This window comes from Nocardioides sp. NPDC057772, assembly GCF_042798075.1.
Taxonomy (GTDB): Bacteria; Actinomycetota; Actinomycetes; order Propionibacteriales; family Nocardioidaceae; genus Nocardioides.
In genome coordinates this window covers 1-19,040 of record NZ_JBHVKN010000090.1, presented here as the reverse complement: position 1 = coordinate 19,040, position 19,040 = coordinate 1, and the positions used below count along the sequence as shown (strand labels likewise).

Annotated in this window: 20 protein-coding genes; 16 read left to right on the top strand and 4 right to left on the bottom strand. The window is 66.2% G+C overall.

Annotated features, from left to right (window positions below; translation table 11 throughout):
• Positions 1 to 136 precede the first annotated feature (136 nt).
• From ACFVJS_RS15885 to ACFVJS_RS15855, 7 genes are all read left to right on the top strand, one after another.
• On the top strand, positions 137 to 619 hold the full coding sequence (locus ACFVJS_RS15885; protein WP_008359842.1) for an LOG family protein: 483 nt from the start codon (positions 137 to 139) through the stop codon (positions 617 to 619).
• Between the two features lie 79 nt (positions 620 to 698).
• Positions 699 to 1,619, top strand: a complete 921-nt coding sequence (locus ACFVJS_RS15880; protein ID WP_378881909.1) for an aminoglycoside phosphotransferase family protein — start codon at positions 699 to 701, stop codon at positions 1,617 to 1,619.
• A 247-nt stretch (positions 1,620 to 1,866) separates the two neighbouring features.
• Entirely contained in the window at positions 1,867 to 2,184 is a 318-nt protein-coding gene (locus ACFVJS_RS15875) for a DUF6112 family protein (protein WP_008359849.1), read from the top strand.
• 26 nt (positions 2,185 to 2,210) lie between these two features.
• Positions 2,211 to 3,512, top strand: a complete 1,302-nt coding sequence (locus tag ACFVJS_RS15870) for a hypothetical protein (protein WP_008359850.1) — start codon at positions 2,211 to 2,213, stop codon at positions 3,510 to 3,512.
• The gene (locus ACFVJS_RS15865; RefSeq protein ID WP_008359851.1) at positions 3,497 to 4,948 is read left to right on the top strand and encodes an SCO6880 family protein; all 1,452 of its coding nucleotides are present in this window, start codon (positions 3,497 to 3,499) and stop codon (positions 4,946 to 4,948) included. Before ACFVJS_RS15870 ends, ACFVJS_RS15865 begins: the two co-directional genes overlap by 16 nt.
• Positions 4,924 to 5,586, top strand: a complete 663-nt coding sequence (locus ACFVJS_RS15860) for a hypothetical protein (protein ID WP_040755479.1) — start codon at positions 4,924 to 4,926, stop codon at positions 5,584 to 5,586. Before ACFVJS_RS15865 ends, ACFVJS_RS15860 begins: the two co-directional genes overlap by 25 nt.
• 185 nt (positions 5,587 to 5,771) lie before the next feature.
• Positions 5,772 to 7,121: a VirB4 family type IV secretion system protein gene (locus tag ACFVJS_RS15855; RefSeq protein WP_378881904.1), complete on the top strand. Its 1,350-nt coding sequence runs from the start codon at positions 5,772 to 5,774 to the stop codon at positions 7,119 to 7,121.
• A 41-nt stretch (positions 7,122 to 7,162) separates the two neighbouring features.
• Here ACFVJS_RS15855 and ACFVJS_RS15850 read toward each other — a convergent pair whose 3' ends face one another.
• On the bottom strand, positions 7,163 to 7,639 hold the full coding sequence (locus tag ACFVJS_RS15850; RefSeq protein WP_008359854.1) for a hypothetical protein: 477 nt from the start codon (positions 7,637 to 7,639) through the stop codon (positions 7,163 to 7,165).
• Positions 7,629 to 10,010, bottom strand: coding sequence for a DNA/RNA non-specific endonuclease (locus ACFVJS_RS15845; RefSeq protein ID WP_040755480.1), 2,382 nt, complete (start codon positions 10,008 to 10,010; stop codon positions 7,629 to 7,631). The genes ACFVJS_RS15850 and ACFVJS_RS15845 overlap by 11 nt, the downstream gene beginning before the upstream one ends.
• 594 nt (positions 10,011 to 10,604) lie before the next feature.
• Between ACFVJS_RS15845 and ACFVJS_RS15840 the strand changes: the two genes are divergently transcribed.
• The 4 genes from ACFVJS_RS15840 to ACFVJS_RS15825 are packed head-to-tail and all read left to right on the top strand — an operon-like array spanning position 10,605 to position 14,269.
• A complete protein-coding gene (locus ACFVJS_RS15840; RefSeq protein ID WP_378881899.1) occupies positions 10,605 to 10,970 on the top strand; it encodes a hypothetical protein in 366 nt (121 codons plus the stop codon).
• Positions 10,912 to 11,979 carry an ArdC family protein gene (locus ACFVJS_RS15835; protein ID WP_008359857.1) on the top strand — a complete coding sequence of 356 codons (1,068 nt, stop codon included), beginning with the start codon at positions 10,912 to 10,914 and terminating at the stop codon, positions 11,977 to 11,979. Before ACFVJS_RS15840 ends, ACFVJS_RS15835 begins: the two co-directional genes overlap by 59 nt.
• Positions 11,976 to 12,500 (top strand): hypothetical protein, encoded by a 525-nt coding sequence (locus ACFVJS_RS15830; protein WP_008359858.1) that lies wholly within the window; start codon positions 11,976 to 11,978, stop codon positions 12,498 to 12,500. The genes ACFVJS_RS15835 and ACFVJS_RS15830 overlap by 4 nt, the downstream gene beginning before the upstream one ends.
• Positions 12,497 to 14,269: a type IV secretory system conjugative DNA transfer family protein gene (locus ACFVJS_RS15825; RefSeq protein ID WP_008359860.1), complete on the top strand. Its 1,773-nt coding sequence runs from the start codon at positions 12,497 to 12,499 to the stop codon at positions 14,267 to 14,269. The genes ACFVJS_RS15830 and ACFVJS_RS15825 overlap by 4 nt, the downstream gene beginning before the upstream one ends.
• On the opposite strand, the gene ACFVJS_RS15820 is transcribed toward ACFVJS_RS15825, so the two are convergent.
• Complete coding sequence (locus tag ACFVJS_RS15820; protein WP_008359862.1) at positions 14,270 to 14,551, bottom strand: hypothetical protein; 282 nt, start codon at positions 14,549 to 14,551, stop codon at positions 14,270 to 14,272. It abuts the gene before it with no gap.
• A gap of 204 nt (positions 14,552 to 14,755) precedes the next feature.
• On the opposite strand from ACFVJS_RS15820, the gene ACFVJS_RS15815 reads away from it, so the two are divergent.
• The 5 genes from ACFVJS_RS15815 to ACFVJS_RS15795 all read left to right on the top strand — a co-directional run bounded on the left by ACFVJS_RS15815 (position 14,756) and on the right by ACFVJS_RS15795 (position 18,430).
• Positions 14,756 to 15,523, top strand: coding sequence for a hypothetical protein (locus ACFVJS_RS15815; RefSeq protein WP_328530706.1), 768 nt, complete (start codon positions 14,756 to 14,758; stop codon positions 15,521 to 15,523).
• Between the two features lie 107 nt (positions 15,524 to 15,630).
• Positions 15,631 to 16,050 (top strand): single-stranded DNA-binding protein, encoded by a 420-nt coding sequence (locus tag ACFVJS_RS15810; protein WP_008359866.1) that lies wholly within the window; start codon positions 15,631 to 15,633, stop codon positions 16,048 to 16,050.
• A 9-nt stretch (positions 16,051 to 16,059) separates the two neighbouring features.
• On the top strand, positions 16,060 to 16,644 hold the full coding sequence (locus tag ACFVJS_RS15805) for a hypothetical protein (RefSeq protein ID WP_008359868.1): 585 nt from the start codon (positions 16,060 to 16,062) through the stop codon (positions 16,642 to 16,644).
• Between the two features lie 122 nt (positions 16,645 to 16,766).
• Positions 16,767 to 17,093 carry a hypothetical protein gene (locus ACFVJS_RS15800; RefSeq protein WP_008359870.1) on the top strand — a complete coding sequence of 109 codons (327 nt, stop codon included), beginning with the start codon at positions 16,767 to 16,769 and terminating at the stop codon, positions 17,091 to 17,093.
• The gene (locus tag ACFVJS_RS15795) at positions 17,090 to 18,430 is read left to right on the top strand and encodes a hypothetical protein (RefSeq protein ID WP_008359872.1); all 1,341 of its coding nucleotides are present in this window, start codon (positions 17,090 to 17,092) and stop codon (positions 18,428 to 18,430) included. Before ACFVJS_RS15800 ends, ACFVJS_RS15795 begins: the two co-directional genes overlap by 4 nt.
• Here ACFVJS_RS15795 and ACFVJS_RS15790 read toward each other — a convergent pair.
• Positions 18,413 to 18,868 (bottom strand): hypothetical protein, encoded by a 456-nt coding sequence (locus ACFVJS_RS15790; protein ID WP_008359874.1) that lies wholly within the window; start codon positions 18,866 to 18,868, stop codon positions 18,413 to 18,415. The two genes, ACFVJS_RS15795 and ACFVJS_RS15790, sit on opposite strands and share 18 nt — an antisense overlap.
• Between the last annotated feature and the right edge of the window lie 172 nt (positions 18,869 to 19,040).

Below are 19,040 nucleotides of genomic sequence, written 5' to 3'. Positions count from 1 at the left end.
GTCACTTGTTATGCCGCCTACCGAGCCCAGCACGACCCAGCTCTGAGGTCGAACGCAGGCACTCGGGTCGACTGCCTTCGGGGGCTGAACGGTCCACGACCGTGGCGCTGGGACCCGCTGCCCTAGGCTCGCGTTCATGCCTCGTGCCTTGCAGGTCGCAGTGTGCGGCCCCCGCCACTGCACCGACGACGACCGCACCAACGCTCATGAGATCGGCCGGCTCCTCGCAGAGGCTGGCGCCACCGTCATCAACGGCGGCGGCATCGGCGTCATGGCCCCCGTATCCTCCGGCGCCAAGCAAGCTGGCGGGCTCGTGATCGGCGTACGCCCGGGAGCAGACCCTGGCGACGCGAATGCCGACCTCGACGCTGTTCTGGCCACCAACATGGGTGAGGCGAGAAACGCCATCCTGATCTGGTCTGCCGACGTTGTCATCGTTGTCGGCGGATCCTGGGGCACCCTGTCCGAGCTCGCGCTGGCCCGACGACGACCCGTACCCATCATTACCATCGGGGGCTGGCAGCTGCTCACCGCCGACGGCGAGCCGGTCCCGGACGCTCCACCCGTAGCCTCCACGCCAGAAGAGGCTGTGCGGTTCGCACTTCAGCATCACCCGTAGCCGATTCCCTTAAGCCGCCCGCGCGGGCTTCCGAGAAGCCAGTGGCCTCTTACGATATCGAGAGCCTTCGGGCTACCGCATGATGATTGATGTGCACCCCAAGTCGCCCACATACTCCGCACCCGACCCTGGATTATGGCCGTACCTCATCCTCGACAAGGTGTGCGCCCAGGTTGACGCAGACGCGTCGCAAGCCCGGCTGATCAAGCTCACGAACAACGCCGTCTTTGCCCTTCCGAACAGCCACCTCGTGGTCCGCATCGCAGGCTCGGCCGCGGTCGGACGGAGCGCAGGCAAGGTCGTCGACGTCGCCCGCTGGCTTGAACACCACGACATGCCAACCGTTCGACTCGCCACCGACGTGCCGCAGCCGCTCGATATCGAGGGGCATGCCGTCAGCCTGTGGGAACTCGTGTCCGACACCGGCCGCTCCGCGACCGCCCGCGACATCGGGCATATCCTGCGCCTGTTCCATTCGCTGAATGACGCCCCAGATCTACCCCCGTGGAACACTCTCGGCTTGATTCGCTCCCGTCTGGAGAGCGCCGACGTCCTGAGCAGCGCCGAGCACGGCTTCCTCGTTGAGACGGCCGACAGCATTGCCGCTGACCTCGACGAGGTCGATTTTGTCCTCGCTCCGGGGCCGATACACGGCGACCCCTTTGTCGGCAACCTGATACCTGGACCAGACGGCCCCGTCCTGTGCGACTTCGACTCCACATGCGTCGGCCCGCGCGAGTGGGACCTCACGCCGGCGGACGTCGGTCGGCTCCGCTTCCGCTATCCAGGCGACTACCACGGCCAGCTCGTCGAGGCGTACGGCGTCGACGTCCTCACCTGGGCGGGGTTCCCGGTGTTTCGGCGACTGCGAGAGCTGAAGCTCGTCTGCAGCGTGCTACCTGTGCTCGCCACCAACCCTAGCGTTCGGGAGCAGTGGCGCCACCGATTCGACACGTTCCGCAGCGGGGATCTCGAAGCACGATGGACGACGTACCGCTAACACTCGACACCGGTTCCGCAAGCGCCCCTGGCGCCAAGCTCCCCAACGACTAGCGGAGTCCGCCTGACCTGCGGAAACAAGCGCCGCTCCCCGACCGACCAGCCACAGGATGTCGAGTACGGACATCCGATCGCGCGGGCGTCCGTCTCTCCAGCGCCGCGCGCCGATCTCACGCACTTTGAGCAGGTTGGCGTGGATCCCACACCTTCACGACGTACAAGGCCCTCCGACATCAAGGACCAGCGTCGTGAACATCAGCACCACGATTCTTCCGAAAGCGGCATCGCTCATCGCCGACATCAACATCCGGCCGAACTCCAGCGGGCTGCCCGGCATCGCTCAGCTCCGCGATGTCGTAGGCGCGACGATGACCATCGGTCTGATCTTGGCGGTCTTGGCGCTGATCATCTCCGCGATTGTCTGGGCGCTCGGGGCGAACTCGTCGAACCCCCACCTGGCCGGCCGGGGGAAGTTCGGCGTTCTCGTCGCGCTCGGCGCGGCAGTCGTCTGCGGGGCATCTGTGACGCTGGTGAACTTCTTCTGGAACGTCGGCCAGTCGGTCTGACTGGCGAAGGGGACCGGGGAGCAGCGATGGGTGTGTGCGACGTACCGGCGATCTCGACGGTGTGCAACTCTGCGGATGACGCCGCGAACAGTGTGGTGTCGGCACCGTTCGAGTGGCTGGCCGAAACAACCGGCGCGGCAGCGAAGGCCATGTTCGAGACCGTCTGGACGGTGCTCGACGACACAACGTTCGTCGATGTGACGAGCAGCGGCTATACACAGGTATACAACCTGATCTTCGGCGTCGCGCTGTTCATCATGCTCGGGTTCTTCCTGCTGCAGGTGATCACCGGGATGATCCGCCGCGAGCCGGCAGCACTCACACGGGCCGCGCTCGGGCTGGCGAGGTCAATCCTGGGCTCGTTCGTCGTTCTCACGGTCGTGGGCACAGCGCTCGAGATCACCGACCGCTTGTGCATCGGCATCGTCCATGCCACGGGGAACACGATGGCGGAGATGGGTGAACGGATCGGATTGCTTGTCGCGGGGCTCGGCGGGATCACGATGTCCAACCCAGGTGCCGGCGCGATCATCAACATCTTCCTCGGCACCCTCGCGATCGGCGGCGCATTCCTGGTCTGGCTCAGCCTGCTGACTCGTAAGGCACTGCTCCTGATCGCGGTCGTGCTCGCTCCCCTGGCGCTGGCCGGGTCGAGCTGGGACCACACCCGGGCTTGGGTCGGACGGTGGGTGTCCTTCGTCGTCGCGATGATCGTGTCGAAGCTGGTCATCGTCGTGATCTTCTTGATCGCCGCCACGCAGGTCTCGGCCCCGATCGACGCGGATCTGAAGTCGATCTCCGACCCGATCGCCGGGATCGTGCTGATGCTGGTCGCAGGGTTCGCCCCGTACATCGCGTACAAAGCGATCGGCTTCATGGGCTTCGACATGTATCACGCGATGTCGGCCGAGCAGGAGACCAAACAGGCGCTCAACCGGCCGATGCCGATCCCGGTCAGGCGGCCGCCGGCAGAGGCGAAGCAGGTCCTCGACGGTGGAGCCGAAGACGGCGCGCGCAGTCCGACAACCGGCAAGCCCGCGGCGCCTCAGTCGGCTCCGGTCACGCCGGGTGTCAAGGAAGCTTCCGCTCCTGCAAAGTCAGGCGTTGCGGCGTCGACCGCTCCTCCAGCCGCGGCAGCGGCCTTGATCGGCGTTCAAGCACTTCAGAAGTCTCAGGAGGCCGGGCAACGCGTCGGCCAGGCCGTAGGTGACGCGGGCATGCAGACCACCGCAGCCGCGGCGCCAGACGAGTCGCAGCGTCCGATGCCACAGGTCGCCGACCATACGCTCGACCAACCGAGGAGTGATCGCGCATGGCCGTCACCCTGACGCCAGTCAAGTTCTCCCGGCTGAGCCGGCGCGGCGTACTCCTTGGTCTCTCACTCCCCCAACTCGCCGTGATCGGCGTGGGCGTCTCCGTGCTTGTCGTCGCCTTGTACGCCGGGGGGACCGCTTCTCTGGCGATGGCTGCCCCGGTGCTCGTTGGTTGCGCCGGCCTTGCATGGGGCCGCGTCGGCGGCCGGCACCTGGTGGAGTGGGCACCGATCGTGGCTGTGTGGCTCTGGCGCCGCGAAGGTAAACAACTCGACTACCGGCACAGGGTCGCGAGGCCTCATCGCGTCGGAACGCTGGCACTTCCGGGTGATGCGGCATGCCTGCGCCAGTGGGAGGACCGTGAGACCGGCGCGGCTATGGTGCATGATCCTCACGCCGCCACCCTGACTGCGGCAGTGGGCGTGACGCATCCGGCGTTCGTGCTCCTGGACGCGGCTGAGCAGGAGCGCCGCGTGACGTCGTGGGGCCGGGTGCTGGCCACGGCATGCCGTTCGGGTCGGCTTGCGGCAGTGCAGGTCTCCGAACGTACGCTCCCGGAATCAGGACGGAGCCTGTCTGACTGGTGGACCGCACGCGGCGACCAGAATGCTGGTTGGGCCGCGAAGACGTACGCCGAACTCATCGAGCGTGCCGGTCCGGCCGGTGAGCGGCACGCGAGCACGATCTCGATCTCGCTCGACATGCGGCGCGCTTCTCGTTCGATTCGCGCGGCAGGCGGCGGCAATCGTGGTGCCACTGCGGTGCTTCGTCAGGAGATGCAGACCATGACCGCCGCGCTACGCGCCGCCGACCTGAGTCCGGGCGATTGGCTCACTCCGGGCGACCTTGCACTGACTCTGCGCGCGGCATACGACCCTTCGGTGGCCGCGATCCTCGAACGGCACGGAAGCCTGGGTCGTGACCTCGCCACGGCGGGCCCGCTCGCGGTCACCGAGACCTGGGCGATGCTTCGGTCCGACTCGGCGTTCCACGCAGTGTTGTGGATCAGCGAGTGGCCGCGGTCGCAGGTCTACCCGGGCTTCCTGGCTCCGCTGTTGCTCTCCACGGGCGTACATCGGACCTTTACCCTCCTGTTCAAGCCGATGCGCACCGACGCCGCTTCTCGCGACATTCGCAAGAAGAAGACCGAGTACGTCTCGGATGCTGCTCAGCGGGCGAAGATCGGGCAGATCGAGGACGCCCAGCAGACTGCCGAGTATCTCGACATCCTTCAGCAGGAGGCCGACCTCACCGCGGGACATGGGTTGCTGCGTACGACTGGGCTGATCAGCGTGACTGCTACAGGTCCCGATGAGCTCGAGAGTGCAGTCGCCTCGATCGAACAAGCGGCTGTCCAGGCCTCGTGCGAGACCCGTCGGCTTTATGGGCAACAGGCGCAGGCGTTCGCCGCCGCGGCGTTGCCGTTGTGCAGGTCGAGCGCGAACAGGTGAGAGTCCTCGCCGAGAACGACCTCGCCGATGCCGTACTCCCGCTGATTCGCACCCGCCAGCGCCTGGCCGCGGCGGATGAGGAAGCGATCGCTGAGGTGAACGCACTCGTCGCCCAACTCGCGAAGAGCACCGCCGCCGACCGCGGCTCCAGCAGGAGTTCGACCGCGTCGGTCTGCCCTGACGTAACCGGCACACCTCCTTCACATCCACACAACGCGAAGGAGCAGACGATGCCCAGGTTGGATGACCCCGCCAAGGATGCAGAGGACGCGCGCCAAGCGATGCGCGCCCTCGCGCACACGACGCGTGCGATCGAGAATCCCGCGGATGTCTACGACGTTCTCGGCGCCATCTCGCAGACACTCGCGTCGGCCGAGCAGGTCCTCGATCAGCTCGGCGCGTTTCACGACGGACTCTCCAAGCGCGACATCCGGCCTGTCGTAGCCGACAGCGTCCGAGGCGGGCGCGCGACGTCCTACCAAGTCTCCTGGGAGCTCCACCGCGCCGCTGCTATGACGAGGCAGATCGCCAAGGCCGTCGACCACGCCCACGAACTCGAGGCCAGAGTCGCCTACTCACGTCCTGTCGAGTCGGTTGTACCGACATCACCGAACGCAACTCCCGGGCTGTCGATGTGAGGCAGCATGATGGCGGGCGATTCCAGGCGCTGACGCTGGTCACACCCCACCGAGAACGCCGCCGGGACCGTAAGGCGCGCCAGCGCGAGACCGCACTTCGCGTGACCGAGGTTCAATCAGCACGCCGCTCCAGTAGGCGAGACAAGGCCGCTGCACTGGCCAAGGAACGCGACGCGTACAAAACGGTGCCTCGCGCCGGCGAGCGAGGACCAGTCACCCTACGTACTCCCGGTCGACTCCACATCCCCCGACACCAGGACACCTCCGCGACCTGGGCCGGCGCGTACCCCTTCCTCGCCGAAGGCGGCCTCGGCGCCGACGGCGTCTTCGTCGGCCAAGACCTCTACTCCGGCAGCTCGTTTGTCTACGACCCCTGGGTCTTGTACGCCCGCGGGCAGATCACCGCACCCAACATCGTCCTCGCCGGAATCGTTGGTTCCGGCAAGTCCTCACTGGCCAAGAGCCTCTACACCCGGTCGATCCCGTTCGGACGGCGCGTGTACGTCCCTGGCGACCCGAAGGGCGAGCACACCGCGGTCGCCGAGGCTGTTGGCGGGCGGGCAATCGCGCTCGGCCACGGGATGCCGACCCGGCTGAACCCTCTCGACGAGGGCCACCGTCCCTCCGGGCTGGACGACTCTCAGTGGGAAGCGCAGGTCACCGCAAGGCGCCGCGACCTGGTCGGTGCGCTTGCCGAAACCGTCCTCGGCCGTAGCCTCACCCCGCTCGAGCACACGGCCATCGACACAGCCCTCGCCGCAACTGTCCGACGAGCCGAGGTCCCGGTACTCCCGATGGTCGTCGACCATCTCCTCGATCCCCTAAAGCGCGACGACCCTGACGGCCGGCTTGCCGAAGACGGGCGCCTGGCCGCTCATGCCCTTCGGCGTCTCGTCGCGGGCGACCTCGCCGGCCTGTTCGACCGCCCGTCGACGGTCAGGTTCGATCCGACGCTGCCGATGATCTCGCTGGATCTCTCCCGCGTCACCGAGAACGCCACCCTCATATCCGCTCTGATGACGTGCGCGTCCGCATGGATGGAGTCCGCCCTCCTCGACCCTGACGGCGGGCAGCGCTGGGTGGTCTACGACGAGGCGTGGCGCCTCATGCAGCAACCAGCCCTCCTACGTCGGATGGATGCCCACTGGCGTTTGGCCCGCCACTACGGGATTGCAAACATGCTCATCTTCCACAAGCTCACCGACCTCGACAACGTCGGTGACTCCGGCACCGCGGCCCGCGCACTCGCATCCTCGCTCCTCGCAAACGCCGAGACCCGCATCATTTACCGGCAGGAAGCCGACCAACTCGGCCCCACCGCGACGGCCCTTGGGCTCACCAGCACCGAGCAGGACCTCCTGCCCACTCTCGGCACAGGGCAGGGACTCTGGAGGATCAAGAGCCGATCGTTCCTCTGCCAGCATCAGCTGCACCCTGAGGAGCTCGGACTCTTCGACACCTCGGGTCGTTTCGTAGGGGTTCCCCGTAAGTTCAGAAATTCTGAAGGCACTTCGGACTCGAACTCACGACGGTAGGCGCCCCTCCCCCGAGACGACACCGTCAAGACTGCCTTCTCTCAGGAGGCGTGGGCGTTCGCTCGCGCTTCGTCAAGTCGTTCTCGCAGCCAGGCTGGGATGTTCTCCGGGTCCCGGGGATAGTCTTCGAGATCCAGGCCGTAGAGGGCTGGATCGATTGGTTCGTACCACTCAGGCTCGTCGTCATAGTCGAAGGTCGCCCGGACATCAAGGGACCCGTCGCCGTTGTCCATGACGGTCCACTGAGCGCTGTACCAGCAGCCTCCTCCGGGCTGGTACATCAACTTCCGGAGTTCCTTGACCAGCTTGGAGACTCGGCGTGGTGCCGCCTGACTGCGGTCAAGCGTGCCGTCTGGCCGACGCACGTGGAGGTCGTGCTGACCGTACGTTGACAGTGCTCGGCGGTTAAGGATTAGCGTCGTCCAGGGGCCTTCGACGCGCTCGGGAAGCAGCGCGCCGATCTCGTTGATCAACTCTTGCTGCCGAATCACGGGTGGCACCGGCAGGTCACCTGACATTGTCGAAGTCCTCGTTGTGTACGACGCCGTCGATCGTGTACTCAACGGCAATCATCGTCGGCCTACGGTTGTCTTCCTCGTCATAGTCAACGTACACCCGAAGTTCCACGTCCTTCCCGGCGCCGAGCGCGGTGCGCATGGTCTTCTCGACCTTGTAGTAGTTGTTCGGCACTTTCCCGAACGCCTCCGAGACGGCGCGGTTGAGTTCCTTGAGTTGTGCAATCACGTTAAGGCGCTCCCGCCCGCCCTTGTTGCTGTTCGCAAGAAGGTGTCCGCCGTCGTATCCGGGACCACCTTCTTTGCCGACCTCGCGCTGGATGTGCCCGGATCGGATGCCCTGTTGCATCACGACCTGTGGGTCGTGAGCCTCGATCGGCCAGCCGCGATCGTTGGTCCTGAACACCTGGTGGTCACCAACGACGTACGTGGCGTTGGGCGCGGGCCAGTTGAGGTCTGGATTCGGGTGCTTAGAACCGCCCCACTCGGTCTCGCTGTGCACCATCTCCCCTTCGCCGTTTGTGTAGAAGATCCCCCGGCCAGGGACCTCGTACGCGGTCTTAGGCTCGTGCCCGCTATCGGGGAACTTCGTCCGGGGCCCCAGCGGACCCGTAGTGATCGTGCTCGTCACCGGCGGCGGCGGATACAGCTGTCGAGCGCTCACGCGTAGCTTCGGCCCAATCGGCGCACCGTACTGCCCAATTCGTTGCCCACGAGCTGTTGATGGCCCTTCAGCGACACCCGATGAATCGTGTAGCTCACTCCAGCCGCTCGCGCGGGCGGCGCCCGCTACCGCCGCCGCAGGACGATCCGTGACTCCCGGCATGAACACGACGTGCCGCCCCGCCTCACGCGCTGGCGCCGCGCTTGCCGTCGCCGGCTCGCTATAGGTCGGCTGCGGTTGGTGATCCTGCCATGACCGCCGAGTGCGCCCAGCAGCGAAGGACCACGCGAAACCGGCCCCGTGTCCGCACAGTCCAATCCCGTACGTGGCTGGCTTGGTCATCCGCCAGGCAAACCAGGCAAGGACACCTATGATCATGATCTGGAGCGGCCAGGGCATGCGGGAGGCGAGGATCGAGGTGTCGATGCGGAGCAGGATGAGCGCGACCAGGAAGTAGACCGGCCCCATCACCAGCGGCCCGATGACGCGCTTGAGAGACCCGACCGCCATCTCCCGGGTGCGGTCGATCATGAACAGCACTCCGGCTGCGGGCGCGAACGGGACCACGAGCCGGATCAGCGCATAGGAGAGCAGGATGACCAGGCCGGCGATCAGCAGGTAGCCGCAGACCACGACAACGGCGGCCGCGTTCACTAGCGCAGCGGTGGCACGGTTGGTCCAGTGCTCCCCACGCAGATGCTCATAGGCGACCGGGTCGGCGCGCTCGATCTCTGCGGCGATCTGGGCGAACTGCTTCTGCTTCTTTTTGACGACCTCGGCGCCGTCGCCCGAGGGATCCTTCTGATAGGTCTCGGCCTCCGCCCAGGACAGATGGGTCGCTTTGAAGAGGTCCGGACCGTACTTCGTCGCCGTCTCCGAGTCCGCATCCCCCAGCGCACCGGAGAGCCAAGCCGAATACTGAGTTGACTGGACGATGTCGTCCATCTGACCAGCGACCGCGGCCACGGCCGGGTCCTCGCCCTCTGCGGGTTTCGGGGCGTCGGCATTGAACGCGCTGATGAACGTCGTGGTGACAGTCCGGACCCCATAGTCGACACCGCGCACGGCCTCGGCGGGATACTGGATCAGGAACGAGACCACGAACAGGACCCCGAGCGCCCACGCGCCCGCGTGGACCGAGCCGGCGAACGCCCCCGAGCGAGCACGCCACAGCACCAGCGCGCCAACGATCAGAAGCACGACAGTCATCCACGGCGCCCACACCGACTCGGTGACTGCTCTCGTTGCGTCCACGACAGGCTCGGTGAGGGCCTGTAGCGACGAATCGGGCGCCACGACGGAGTGGAGCAGGGCGTGGGTCCAGTTCGGGATCACACCGGAGATCTCGAGGATGATGTTGCCGACCGCGGTCCCGGCTGAGGCGATGAACTGTCCAGTACACCCGTTCTTGTACGTCCACCACTGCGGCGTCGTCCCGTAGACCGACTCCAGCGTAACGCCCTCATCGGTGAACGGGTCGGCGTCCGCTGAGGGCGGCTTGGTGACCTGGATTGCCAACGAACCCGGGCCACGCGGCGAAGCCGGGATCGGCGGGTCGTCGTTGTCGCACCCCAGGTCAAGGGCCACAGGGCCAGCAGCGACCCCCGGTGCCGTGTAGACCACCGGCGCGAGCGCCAGGCACAGCACAATCAGCAGACGGACCGTGCGCCGCCTACTTCGCGTCGGCTGGCGTTGCGCCCGATCGCTCACCTGACCCCTTCGTACGAATCCTTCAACCCGCCGACTCGTGCAAGGTCACGCTACGTGCGTCTTCCGCGACATGGGTCAGATTCGCAGGCCAGGCCATTCGCGGAGGGAGCATCGTGCAGGTCCAGGCGCTGCGCAACAAGTTCGGGCGTCGACCCCGGATTCACGTTCATTGCTGCGGACCAACGTTGAAGTCGCCTCGCAGTCGGTTTCACCGATCGATCTCGGAATGAGCACCGAGCGGAAAGCCAAAATGCCCTTCGCGCCGTGCATTGCTGAATGCCCAGGGGCCAGGCGCGCACCTTCCAGTACCCACGAGGAGGTCGCCTTGGATGCCCACACGCTTCGCCACGCCATGGACAGCATCATGCTCAAGCTGGCACGCCCGTGGCGGCACCGCCGACCGAAGGAGGCTCCGGTATGCACGTGTCAGTGCCCGGTACCTCACAAGGTGTTCGTCACGGAGCCTCCTGGATACGGCTCGCTGCTCGAGTGCCACGGCGATCACCGCCATGGCATCGCGGTGACGATCGGCATTGACGGGATGCTTCGGGACCTCGACGGAGGTCACGTACGCCCCGGCCGCAGGCCGTCGAGGTGACCGCCGTCGTCGAGGCGTTCGGCGTCATCGGCTCGGTCGTCTCCTTGGTGATGTTCATCCCGCAGGCGACGCGTACATGGCGGTTCCGCAGACAGCCAGAAGCGCTGACAGGGACCTCCAGGATCGGAATGGTTCTGGTGCTCGTCAACGCGCTCGCCTGGGCTGGGTACGGCATCGGTACTGCCGCATACTGGACGGCCATTCCATCCGCCTGCAACGCGCCCCTGGCGCTCGGCGTTCTGTGGCTCCTGCGAGCACGCCGCAGCGGGCACACCTCCCAGTCAGATCGACAGGAGGTTCGACATGCCCAACGACAACCGGACCAACGAGCAGAGGACGGCCGAGCGCTCGGCGAAGCTTGATGCTCTCCATGAGCGACTCACCGCCGCCGTTGAGGGGCTGGTCACCGGCGACGACTGGCGCAGGGCGATGGAGTTCGGCGCACGATTCCGCAGCCGCAGCTTCCGCAACTCCAGACTCATCGAGGTCCAGCACCTGGAGGCGTACAACCTCGGCATGGTGCCCCACCCATTCCCGACGTACGTTGCCGGGTTCCGTCAGTGGCAGAGCCTCGGGCGGTCGGTCATCAAGGGATCGCACTCCTATCAGATATTCGCGCCAGTGACAGGGCGGTTCGCGTCGACCACCCCGACAGACGCGGGCTCGTGGCGCCGACTGACCCGAGGCGAGCACCCCCGTCCTGGCGAGGCCGTGAGGTCCAAGATCGTTGGAGTGAAACTGGCCCACGTCTTCGATGTCTCAATGACCGCTGGCGATCCTTTACCCGAGGTGCCGCAGCCCAAGGTCCTCGCAGGCGAGGCGCCCGACGGACTTTGGGACGGGCTGGCCGACCAGATCACCGAGCGCGGCTACGGGCTCCGCCTGGTCTCGAACAGGGCCGCGATCGGAGGGGCCAACGGGATCACCGACCACCTGAACCGGGAGGTCTCCGTACGCGTCGACATGGACGAAGCAGCCATGGTCAAGACCGCTGCCCACGAACTTGCGCACGTCATCCAGGGCGTCCAGAACGTCGACGGGCCGATGCACCGTGGGATCGCGGAGGTAGAGGCCGAGAGCGTCGCGCTGATGATCGGCGCCGCGCACGGCATGGACACATCCGACTACACGATCCCGTACGTCGCGACCTGGGCCGACCGCGTATCAGGCCAGTCACCGGTCGAGGTCGTCCAAGCCACCGCTGAGCGGGTACGTCGAATCGCAACCACCATCCTCGACAAGCTCGACACTCCGAAGATCAACGACGGCGCTCCACCAGGACTGGATCGCACGCGCCCTGAATCGACCCGCTCCACCGACGCCATCCGACCGCTGACGTCGACTGGGCCGAGCGAGGCGATCGGACTATGAGCGCCAAGCGCAACAAGAACCGCAAGAGCCACGCCAACCGTCCGCGTCGGGTCCCGCCGGTCCTCCCTCGCCTCAAGATCCGCGTATTCGATGACGACGACCTTGTCGTCACGCTCGACGGCTCGCCCTACAGGCTCCCCGAGCACTGGACCGAGCTCGGCCGCGACGCCGTCCCCCGACTCGTCGACCTGGTCGCGGTCGAGCATGGACCCGTCCATGTCCAGGTGACCGAGGCCGACGGCAAGGTCTACACCGACATCGCCACACCGCCCGACTTCGCATCGGCGATCCCAGTCGCCTCCAATCCTCGCGGCAAGAACGACGGAATGTCCGAGTTCGTCGAAGGCGGGTACGTCCCCGGTGAATGGGTCGACGTGGCCGTGATCGTTCACGCAGTGCAAGCCGACAGCCAGGGCTATGCCAGCCTGAACATGCCGCCCGCACTGCTGCAGAGTGTGCGGGGGGACATCGTTCTGCTTGGCCGCGGGTCCGGCACCTACAACCTCATCGAGCCGCGTTGAACGCCAACAGTCGCCCGGTCGATGATCAGCTCGTCAACCTCGTCCTAGGACTTGTCCTTGCTCTGACTGGACTCATGGGGCTTCTCTGGATCGCGGGCGTCATCACCGCATGGGTTCAATCACTGCCGGGTCCTCGAGGAGGTCCCGCCCAGGTGGTCCAGGTGCTGGCACATCCTTTTGCCCCTGGCCACGCTTTCGGCGTGCCCGGTCTCTCCACTGTCGCCTATTGGAGCGCGGTCGTCCTGCAGCTCCTGGCCGTCGCTGGCGTGAGCTGGTGGGTCTGGCAGGTCATGAGCCGGCACCAGCAGGACCTCGCACGCAACCCGCGCCGGCGACCCGGCACGGCAACCGCACACGACGTCGCCGCCACGGCGTCGAGGCGCGCGCTGCTCAAGCGAGCCAACACTCTCCGCCCGTCACTGACACAACCTCGGCCGTGCGAGGTGGGCTACTTGGTTGGCCGCGCTCACGGTCGCGAGGTCTGGACGTCCGTCGAGGACTCGACCCTCGTGCTCGGCCCGCCGCGTTCAGGCAAGGGCCTCCACGTCGTTATCAACGCGATCCTCGACGCGCCAGGTCCGGTGATCGCCACGTCCACCCGGCCTGACAACCTGGCCGCGACGATCACCTGGCGCCAACGCCAGGGGCCCGTGGCGGTCTTTGATCCGCAACGTCTCGCACAGGGCGTACCCGCCGGTCTCCGATGGTCACCCGTCCGCGGTTGCGAGGACCCGCTCGTTGCGATGATCCGCGCGACCGGCCTCGCGTCCGCTACCGGACTGTCCGCGGGCGGCGTCGAAGGCGGTGGCTTCTGGGAGGGCAAGACCCGCACCGCACTTCAGACCCTGCTCCATGCAGCAGCACTCGACCGGCGTACGCCACGAGAGCTCTACGCATGGACGCTCAACCCCTCGCTGGCATCCGACGCAGTGAACATCCTTGCCAGCGCACCCGGTGCTGCCGAGGGCTGGGCCGACTCCCTGGAATCAATGATCCACGCCGACCCGCGTACCCGAGACTCGATCTGGATGGGAGTGTCCCTCGCGCTCTCATGTCTCGCCGACCCACGCGTCGTCGACGCCGTCAGCCCAGCCGACGGCGAGCACTTCGATCCCATCGACTTCCTCAGCGACAACGGCACCCTCTACCTCCTCGCCACTGGTGCAGGAAGCGGCGCCGCCTGGCCACTCGTAGCGGCCTTCGTCGAAGACCTCGTCGAGACCGCGCGCCACCTCGCCGCCCGAGCTCCCGGCGCCCGACTCGACCCCCCGCTCCTGCTAGCGCTGGACGAGATCGGCAACCTCGCCCCGCTCCCCTCGCTGCCAACCCTGATGGCAGAAGGAGGAGGCACGGGGATCACCACCATGCCCGTACTCCAGTCGCTCTCCCAAGCACGTGACAAGTGGGGCGAACACGCCGCTGGAGCAATCTGGGACGCCGCCATCGTCAAGATCATCCTCGGTGGCACGGCCGCCGCCCGCGACCTCCAAGACCTCTCTACCCTCATCGGCGAGCGCGAGGAACGCCACGACACCCACATTGTCGGCGACTACGGCTCCCGCAGCCTTCAGCGTTCAACCCACCGCGTACCGATCATGCCTCCTGACGCCGTCCGCACCCTTCCGTTCGGGACGGGCCTCGTCCTTCCCCGCGCAACACCACCCATCGTGACCGATCTACGTCCGTGGACCGCTCGCGATGACGCCACTGCCCTCCGCCGCGGGCGATCCGCTGTCGAGAGCGCACTCCGACGAGGCGACCAGGAGTAGTCACCGTGACTTCGTCTTCCACTTGCGCGGTGTTGGCTTCTCCACCTCGATCGGACGCACATGAGCAGGATTCATCCACGACTGATAGACATTCATGCTCTCCGGCGAATACGGCGCCGGCTCGCTGGCGTGGATCACCAGGCACTGCCACGCCGAATCCTTACGGGCGCTCAACTTCGACTCGGGAGTCCGTCGCCAGCCCAGCAGCAACCCCGGCGCACTGCGTAACCCGAACTCTCCCGTCATATCCACCCAGACGAAGAACGGCGGCGTACGCGGCACGGGTCGACCTCCCATTACAAACAAACGACCGACCCTCGGCGACCACGATACATCGCACGCATGTTCGATCAGCCCACGGCGCCGACCCCAGTCAAGAAGCAGTCAGCGTTGGGGCACACGTAACGTTGCGCTGCACGCTCTCAGGCGGCACGGTGCTCGGAAATCTGAATGACGGCACATGATGCAGCGCGTAGCGTTCCGCCCATGACCGTCCACGGCGAACCCGGGTCGTCACGACTTCCGAGAGAGCCGCGTCCGGTCCAGCCGGATTCCGCGGCACACCGGTTCCCTGGACTTCAGGATGTTCGAACTGATCTCGACCGACTCCGGATCCATCATCTCGACGTTGGACAGCTGATGCTCACCGTGGGCGGCGGCGAGCTTTACCTTCCGGACCTCTTCATGATGGCCGTGCTCCAACGGAGCTATGGGCTGGTAGACGCTTTCATTGACGCCGTCGACCACCACAACCTGCATGCTGCGGCGCCACTGCTCCGCGTTCAGATCGACTCGTTGTTCCGGCTGAGTTATGTGTGTCGGGCGCCGAGCGTCGACGACGTGGTGAGGGACGTCATGGCCGGCGTCGAATTCCGCCAGATGAAGGATGTAGACGGCAGGAAGCTGTCCGATGGTCGGCTCAAGGATCTGGCGCAGCCGTTCCATCCGTGGACCAAAGATGTCTACGACAAGGCGTCGGGGTGGGTGCACCTTTCTCGATCCCACATGGGTGCGGCCTGGCAAGTCCGAGACGACGTGCTGACGGGTGGTCTGCCCCTGAGGCCCGGGGTAGTGCCGGAGCGGCTTTGGCGGGAGCTGCTGGCCGCGATGCAACGCGCTACCAGGGAGGTGTTGGATTACGCGGACGGGTGGTCGAGCAGGAAGGGCTTGCCTCCCGACCAGTACAGAGACCTGCACGCCGACGGCCATCCGATCGTGACTGTCGAAGGCATGCACTCACCGGGACACGAATAGCCTCGTCGACCTGCTCCAGCGACCGAGGTGTCGTTGGCGGCGGCGACCGCACACCTTGTTCTCGAACGGCGCCTACCACCGAGGTGGCCGAGAACAGGAGCAGGGTGATGACGATTCCCACCCAGATGAGCTTGACCGGGTTCATCGCGACGACACCACAGCTGACATTCACCCAGAGCGGCATTGCCAGGTTCTATGCCCGTGTCGGAGTGGACCACTACCGCCGTGAGGCCGACGGTGCGTGGACCAAGCTCGATCCGACCTTCCACGACCTGGTCATGTTTCGCAACAAGGCCGAGAAGGCATATGAACGATTCCGGCCGGGCGACCACATCGTCGCGTCGGGCTACGTGCACGAGTTCACCCGCGAGCGCAACGGGCTCGAAGAGACGCACGAGCAGTTCGTGGCCAAGCAGATGGGCCATGACGCGGCGAAGACCAAGTACGAAGTGCAGCGGCGCGCGCCGGAGCTCGACTCACGGCCTGACGGTCCAACGCCGCCATCACCGACTCTGCACTCAGTCTGAGGCAGTGACGTGTCCGAGAACGGCTCGATCGCCGACGCGCAGTCCGGGCCTGGGACTCCGAGGTCGAACTCTGAGTGGGAGTTGGGCGCCGAGTACGAGGAACTCTTCGACCCCGTCGACGAGAGTGGCTTCGATACTGCGCCTGACGATCGTGACGACGTCATCCGTCCGGTCAACTGGAACACCCTCGGCCCCGACGAAGCCGAAGCCGAGTGGCGCGATCTGGACAACTGGGTGAAGTTCCTGAAGACGACCTACGGTCTGCCGCCCACCGTCCTCCCGCCGTTGTGGCACCGGCACGACGAACTCGTCTGGGAGCTCTCCGCACTCCACACGCACTGGCGTAACTCGTACGACCCCAACTCATCGGCCTCCGCGCCGGTTGCATGGCATCGCGAGTTCGCAGAAGCCCGCAACCGGCTTCGCGACTGGGTCTCCACCTGCGGCACCCGACTCGACCGGGACCGACCGACGCGGATCGCCGTGTGGCCAGGCGAATCGCCCCGCCCACCTGCGCCGGAATCGCCGATCGCCAACCGCGACGAGGATTTCCGCCTGTTCGTCGCCGCCGATATCGCCACCCGGCGGGGCTGAATCTGGTCTCGACCCGCTCCGCGGCGCCGTTATCCACCGCAATCCAACTGAGGCAGTCGGCGCAGACCGAAACAACGGATCGTCACCAGCGCGACCGCTTCGATGAATCATGAGGCACCCCAATGCTGCTCGCTCACGCCATCGCTCTCGCCGAGACGCGCTCGTACCTGGCCGCCCTCGCCGACCAAGCCCCGACGCTTGCTGCCACCACTGCGTACGACGATGTTCTGCTCTACTTCGACGCGATCCACAGCGACGAGGTGCCGGCGCTCGAACTCCTCCCGCTCATCGAGCCTCGCCTACTCCACGAGCTGACCGAGAAGGCGCTGCTCGACCTCGTACCCTTCGGATTCGATCCGCTACACCTCGAACTCATCCTCGCGATGATCGATGATGCACGCGGACATCCCGCAACAACGCCCACCGACCCGGGCGGCGACCGACCATGACGTACGCCGAGAGCGGCGCCGCCATCCGGGACGGGCTGACCAACCTCCTACGCCAGCAGCGCGTGCAGTTCAGACTTGGCGGCAGCGGCGTACCCGCCCTGCCCGTCGAGACCACCGACGCCGAACGCCGGGACGCCGGGGCTCAGATCCGTCGATTCCGGCAAACCGTTCTCACATGGTGTCACCAAGCGGCCATCGCCGGCGACCCCGAAGCCGACGACCCGTTCCTCGACCACGACCGCGGCTCCCGAACGAGGCGGCCCTACGACAGATTTCGAATCGAACTTCGCCGGGTCATCAGCGCCTCGACCTCCGACCTGCCAACGCTCGAAGAGCTCAGCACCCCACAGGACCTGCCGCTCGTCGAGTCCTGGCGCCAAGTCGCGAAAGGTGCGACACTCGGCGAGCACGACTTCTTCGCCGGCCTGGAGTCCGGCGCTCTCTCCATCCAGCAGGGCCAGACCTTGCTCAAGGACGCCGCCGCGGTCGTCCAGGCGGTGCTGATGCTCGACCGGCGCTATATGAGCACGCCCGGCTGGCAGCACATCCCGTCGCCGGGACGCCTTGCCTGGGCCACGATGGCTACCGCACTCGAAGCGAGCCTAGACCCGCCCGATTACACCGTCGACATACGCGGTTGGCGACCCGCGGCGAGCCTCGTCCGCGGCCCAGCCAAGCCAGGGCTTCTAGGGGTCCTCCAAGCCGAGCACAACCTCCTCGTACGCCTCAAAGCCCTGCCCAGCCCGATCAACCTCAAGAAGGTCGTTCAGTCCCAGCGGCTCATCAGCGCCGCGCTCGCCGACATCACCCCCTCCCCCGCACTCGCCACTCGATGGACCCGCCGAGCCACGACCCACGAGCTCGTCTTCAACGAACTGCGCAACGTCGCCGGCCGAGTCGGCGACGGCATCCACGCCGCCCAAGAGGCGGCGAACATCCGCCTCCGCCTCGACGCACTGCCCGAGTACCTCCGATCCGAGATGCCCGAGCGCGACTCGCCGATCTGGACGGCATTTGACAGCCGCTTCGAGAAGATCGACGCCCGCCTCGCCGACATCATCGAGGCCGGTATCGCTGACAAGACCCTCCTCCGCCGGGCTCACGTCCCGCGCCTCGAGGAGACCAGCCCCGAGCTCGTCAAACCCGTCCGCGTACGCTTCGCCCCCATTGCCGGCCAGCGCGGCACCGACCTCGCAACCGTAGTCCGCGAGCGCCTTCGACCTGCGCCCGCGACGCCAGCCGCACCTCCCGAGGCCGCAACGAGCCGTGCTGAGCTGTTCAGCGCCATCACGTCCCGAGCTGCTGCCAGTGCTCCGAACTCAGCGAGCATTCGCTGACGACGGCTGTGCGTTTAATCGGCACGCAAGAGTCGTACGCCGTCGTGCCCAGAGGGCGTACGCGAGAAGGCCGAGCGATCCGATCGCCAAAACCGGCTGGATGGGTGCGAACCAGTTGAGGGCTCCGCTGACCCCGATCGCCATGACAACGAGCTTGTTGCAGACGGGACACCCGACGGCGAACAACGAGATCACGCTGCCCAAGAAGGTCTTGCCTCCCTGGGTGGTGGGAACTGGAAGGTCTGGATCGCGGACGTACGTCGCAATGAGCGCACCGGTGAGGAGAGCCGATATGGCCCACACCGGATAGTTCCACCACAGCACGGGTGTCATGCGGTGATACCACGGGGTCTGGATGATCCCGGTCGGGATCCCGATCAACAGTGCGGTCGCAATAGCGACGATCCCGCCGATCGTCAGTCGACGTGCCAACAGCATGCCTGCACCCTTTACTCATCGTCGTCATAGATCGCCGTTGTAGCCGCTCGCGCGAGTGGTCGCGACGGTGGCTCATGTGTTCTGCAGGTGGATGCGCGCAAGGACGTGATCCCGCGGCGGGGTGCGCTCGTGAATGCTCTGTGCATGCCTGGTCACAAGCTCTGCCAGATCG

What these genes read in the sequence shown, in the direction of transcription:
- ACFVJS_RS15885 (WP_008359842.1), top strand. Translation starts at nt 137, where the DNA reads ATGCCTCGTGCCTTGCAGGTCGCAGTGTGCGGCCCCCGCCACTGCACC.
- ACFVJS_RS15880 (WP_378881909.1), top strand. Translation starts at nt 699, where the DNA reads ATGATGATTGATGTGCACCCCAAGTCGCCCACATACTCCGCACCCGAC.
- ACFVJS_RS15870 (WP_008359850.1), top strand. Translation starts at nt 2,211, where the DNA reads ATGGGTGTGTGCGACGTACCGGCGATCTCGACGGTGTGCAACTCTGCG.
- ACFVJS_RS15865 (WP_008359851.1), top strand. Translation starts at nt 3,497, where the DNA reads ATGGCCGTCACCCTGACGCCAGTCAAGTTCTCCCGGCTGAGCCGGCGC.
- ACFVJS_RS15850 (WP_008359854.1), bottom strand. Translation starts at nt 7,639, where the DNA reads ATGTCAGGTGACCTGCCGGTGCCACCCGTGATTCGGCAGCAAGAGTTG.
- ACFVJS_RS15835 (WP_008359857.1), top strand. Translation starts at nt 10,912, where the DNA reads ATGCCCAACGACAACCGGACCAACGAGCAGAGGACGGCCGAGCGCTCG.
- ACFVJS_RS15830 (WP_008359858.1), top strand. Translation starts at nt 11,976, where the DNA reads ATGAGCGCCAAGCGCAACAAGAACCGCAAGAGCCACGCCAACCGTCCG.
- ACFVJS_RS15815 (WP_328530706.1), top strand. Translation starts at nt 14,756, where the DNA reads ATGACCGTCCACGGCGAACCCGGGTCGTCACGACTTCCGAGAGAGCCG.
- ACFVJS_RS15810 (WP_008359866.1), top strand. Translation starts at nt 15,631, where the DNA reads ATGACGATTCCCACCCAGATGAGCTTGACCGGGTTCATCGCGACGACA.
- ACFVJS_RS15800 (WP_008359870.1), top strand. Translation starts at nt 16,767, where the DNA reads ATGCTGCTCGCTCACGCCATCGCTCTCGCCGAGACGCGCTCGTACCTG.
- ACFVJS_RS15795 (WP_008359872.1), top strand. Translation starts at nt 17,090, where the DNA reads ATGACGTACGCCGAGAGCGGCGCCGCCATCCGGGACGGGCTGACCAAC.
- ACFVJS_RS15790 (WP_008359874.1), bottom strand. Translation starts at nt 18,868, where the DNA reads ATGCTGTTGGCACGTCGACTGACGATCGGCGGGATCGTCGCTATTGCG.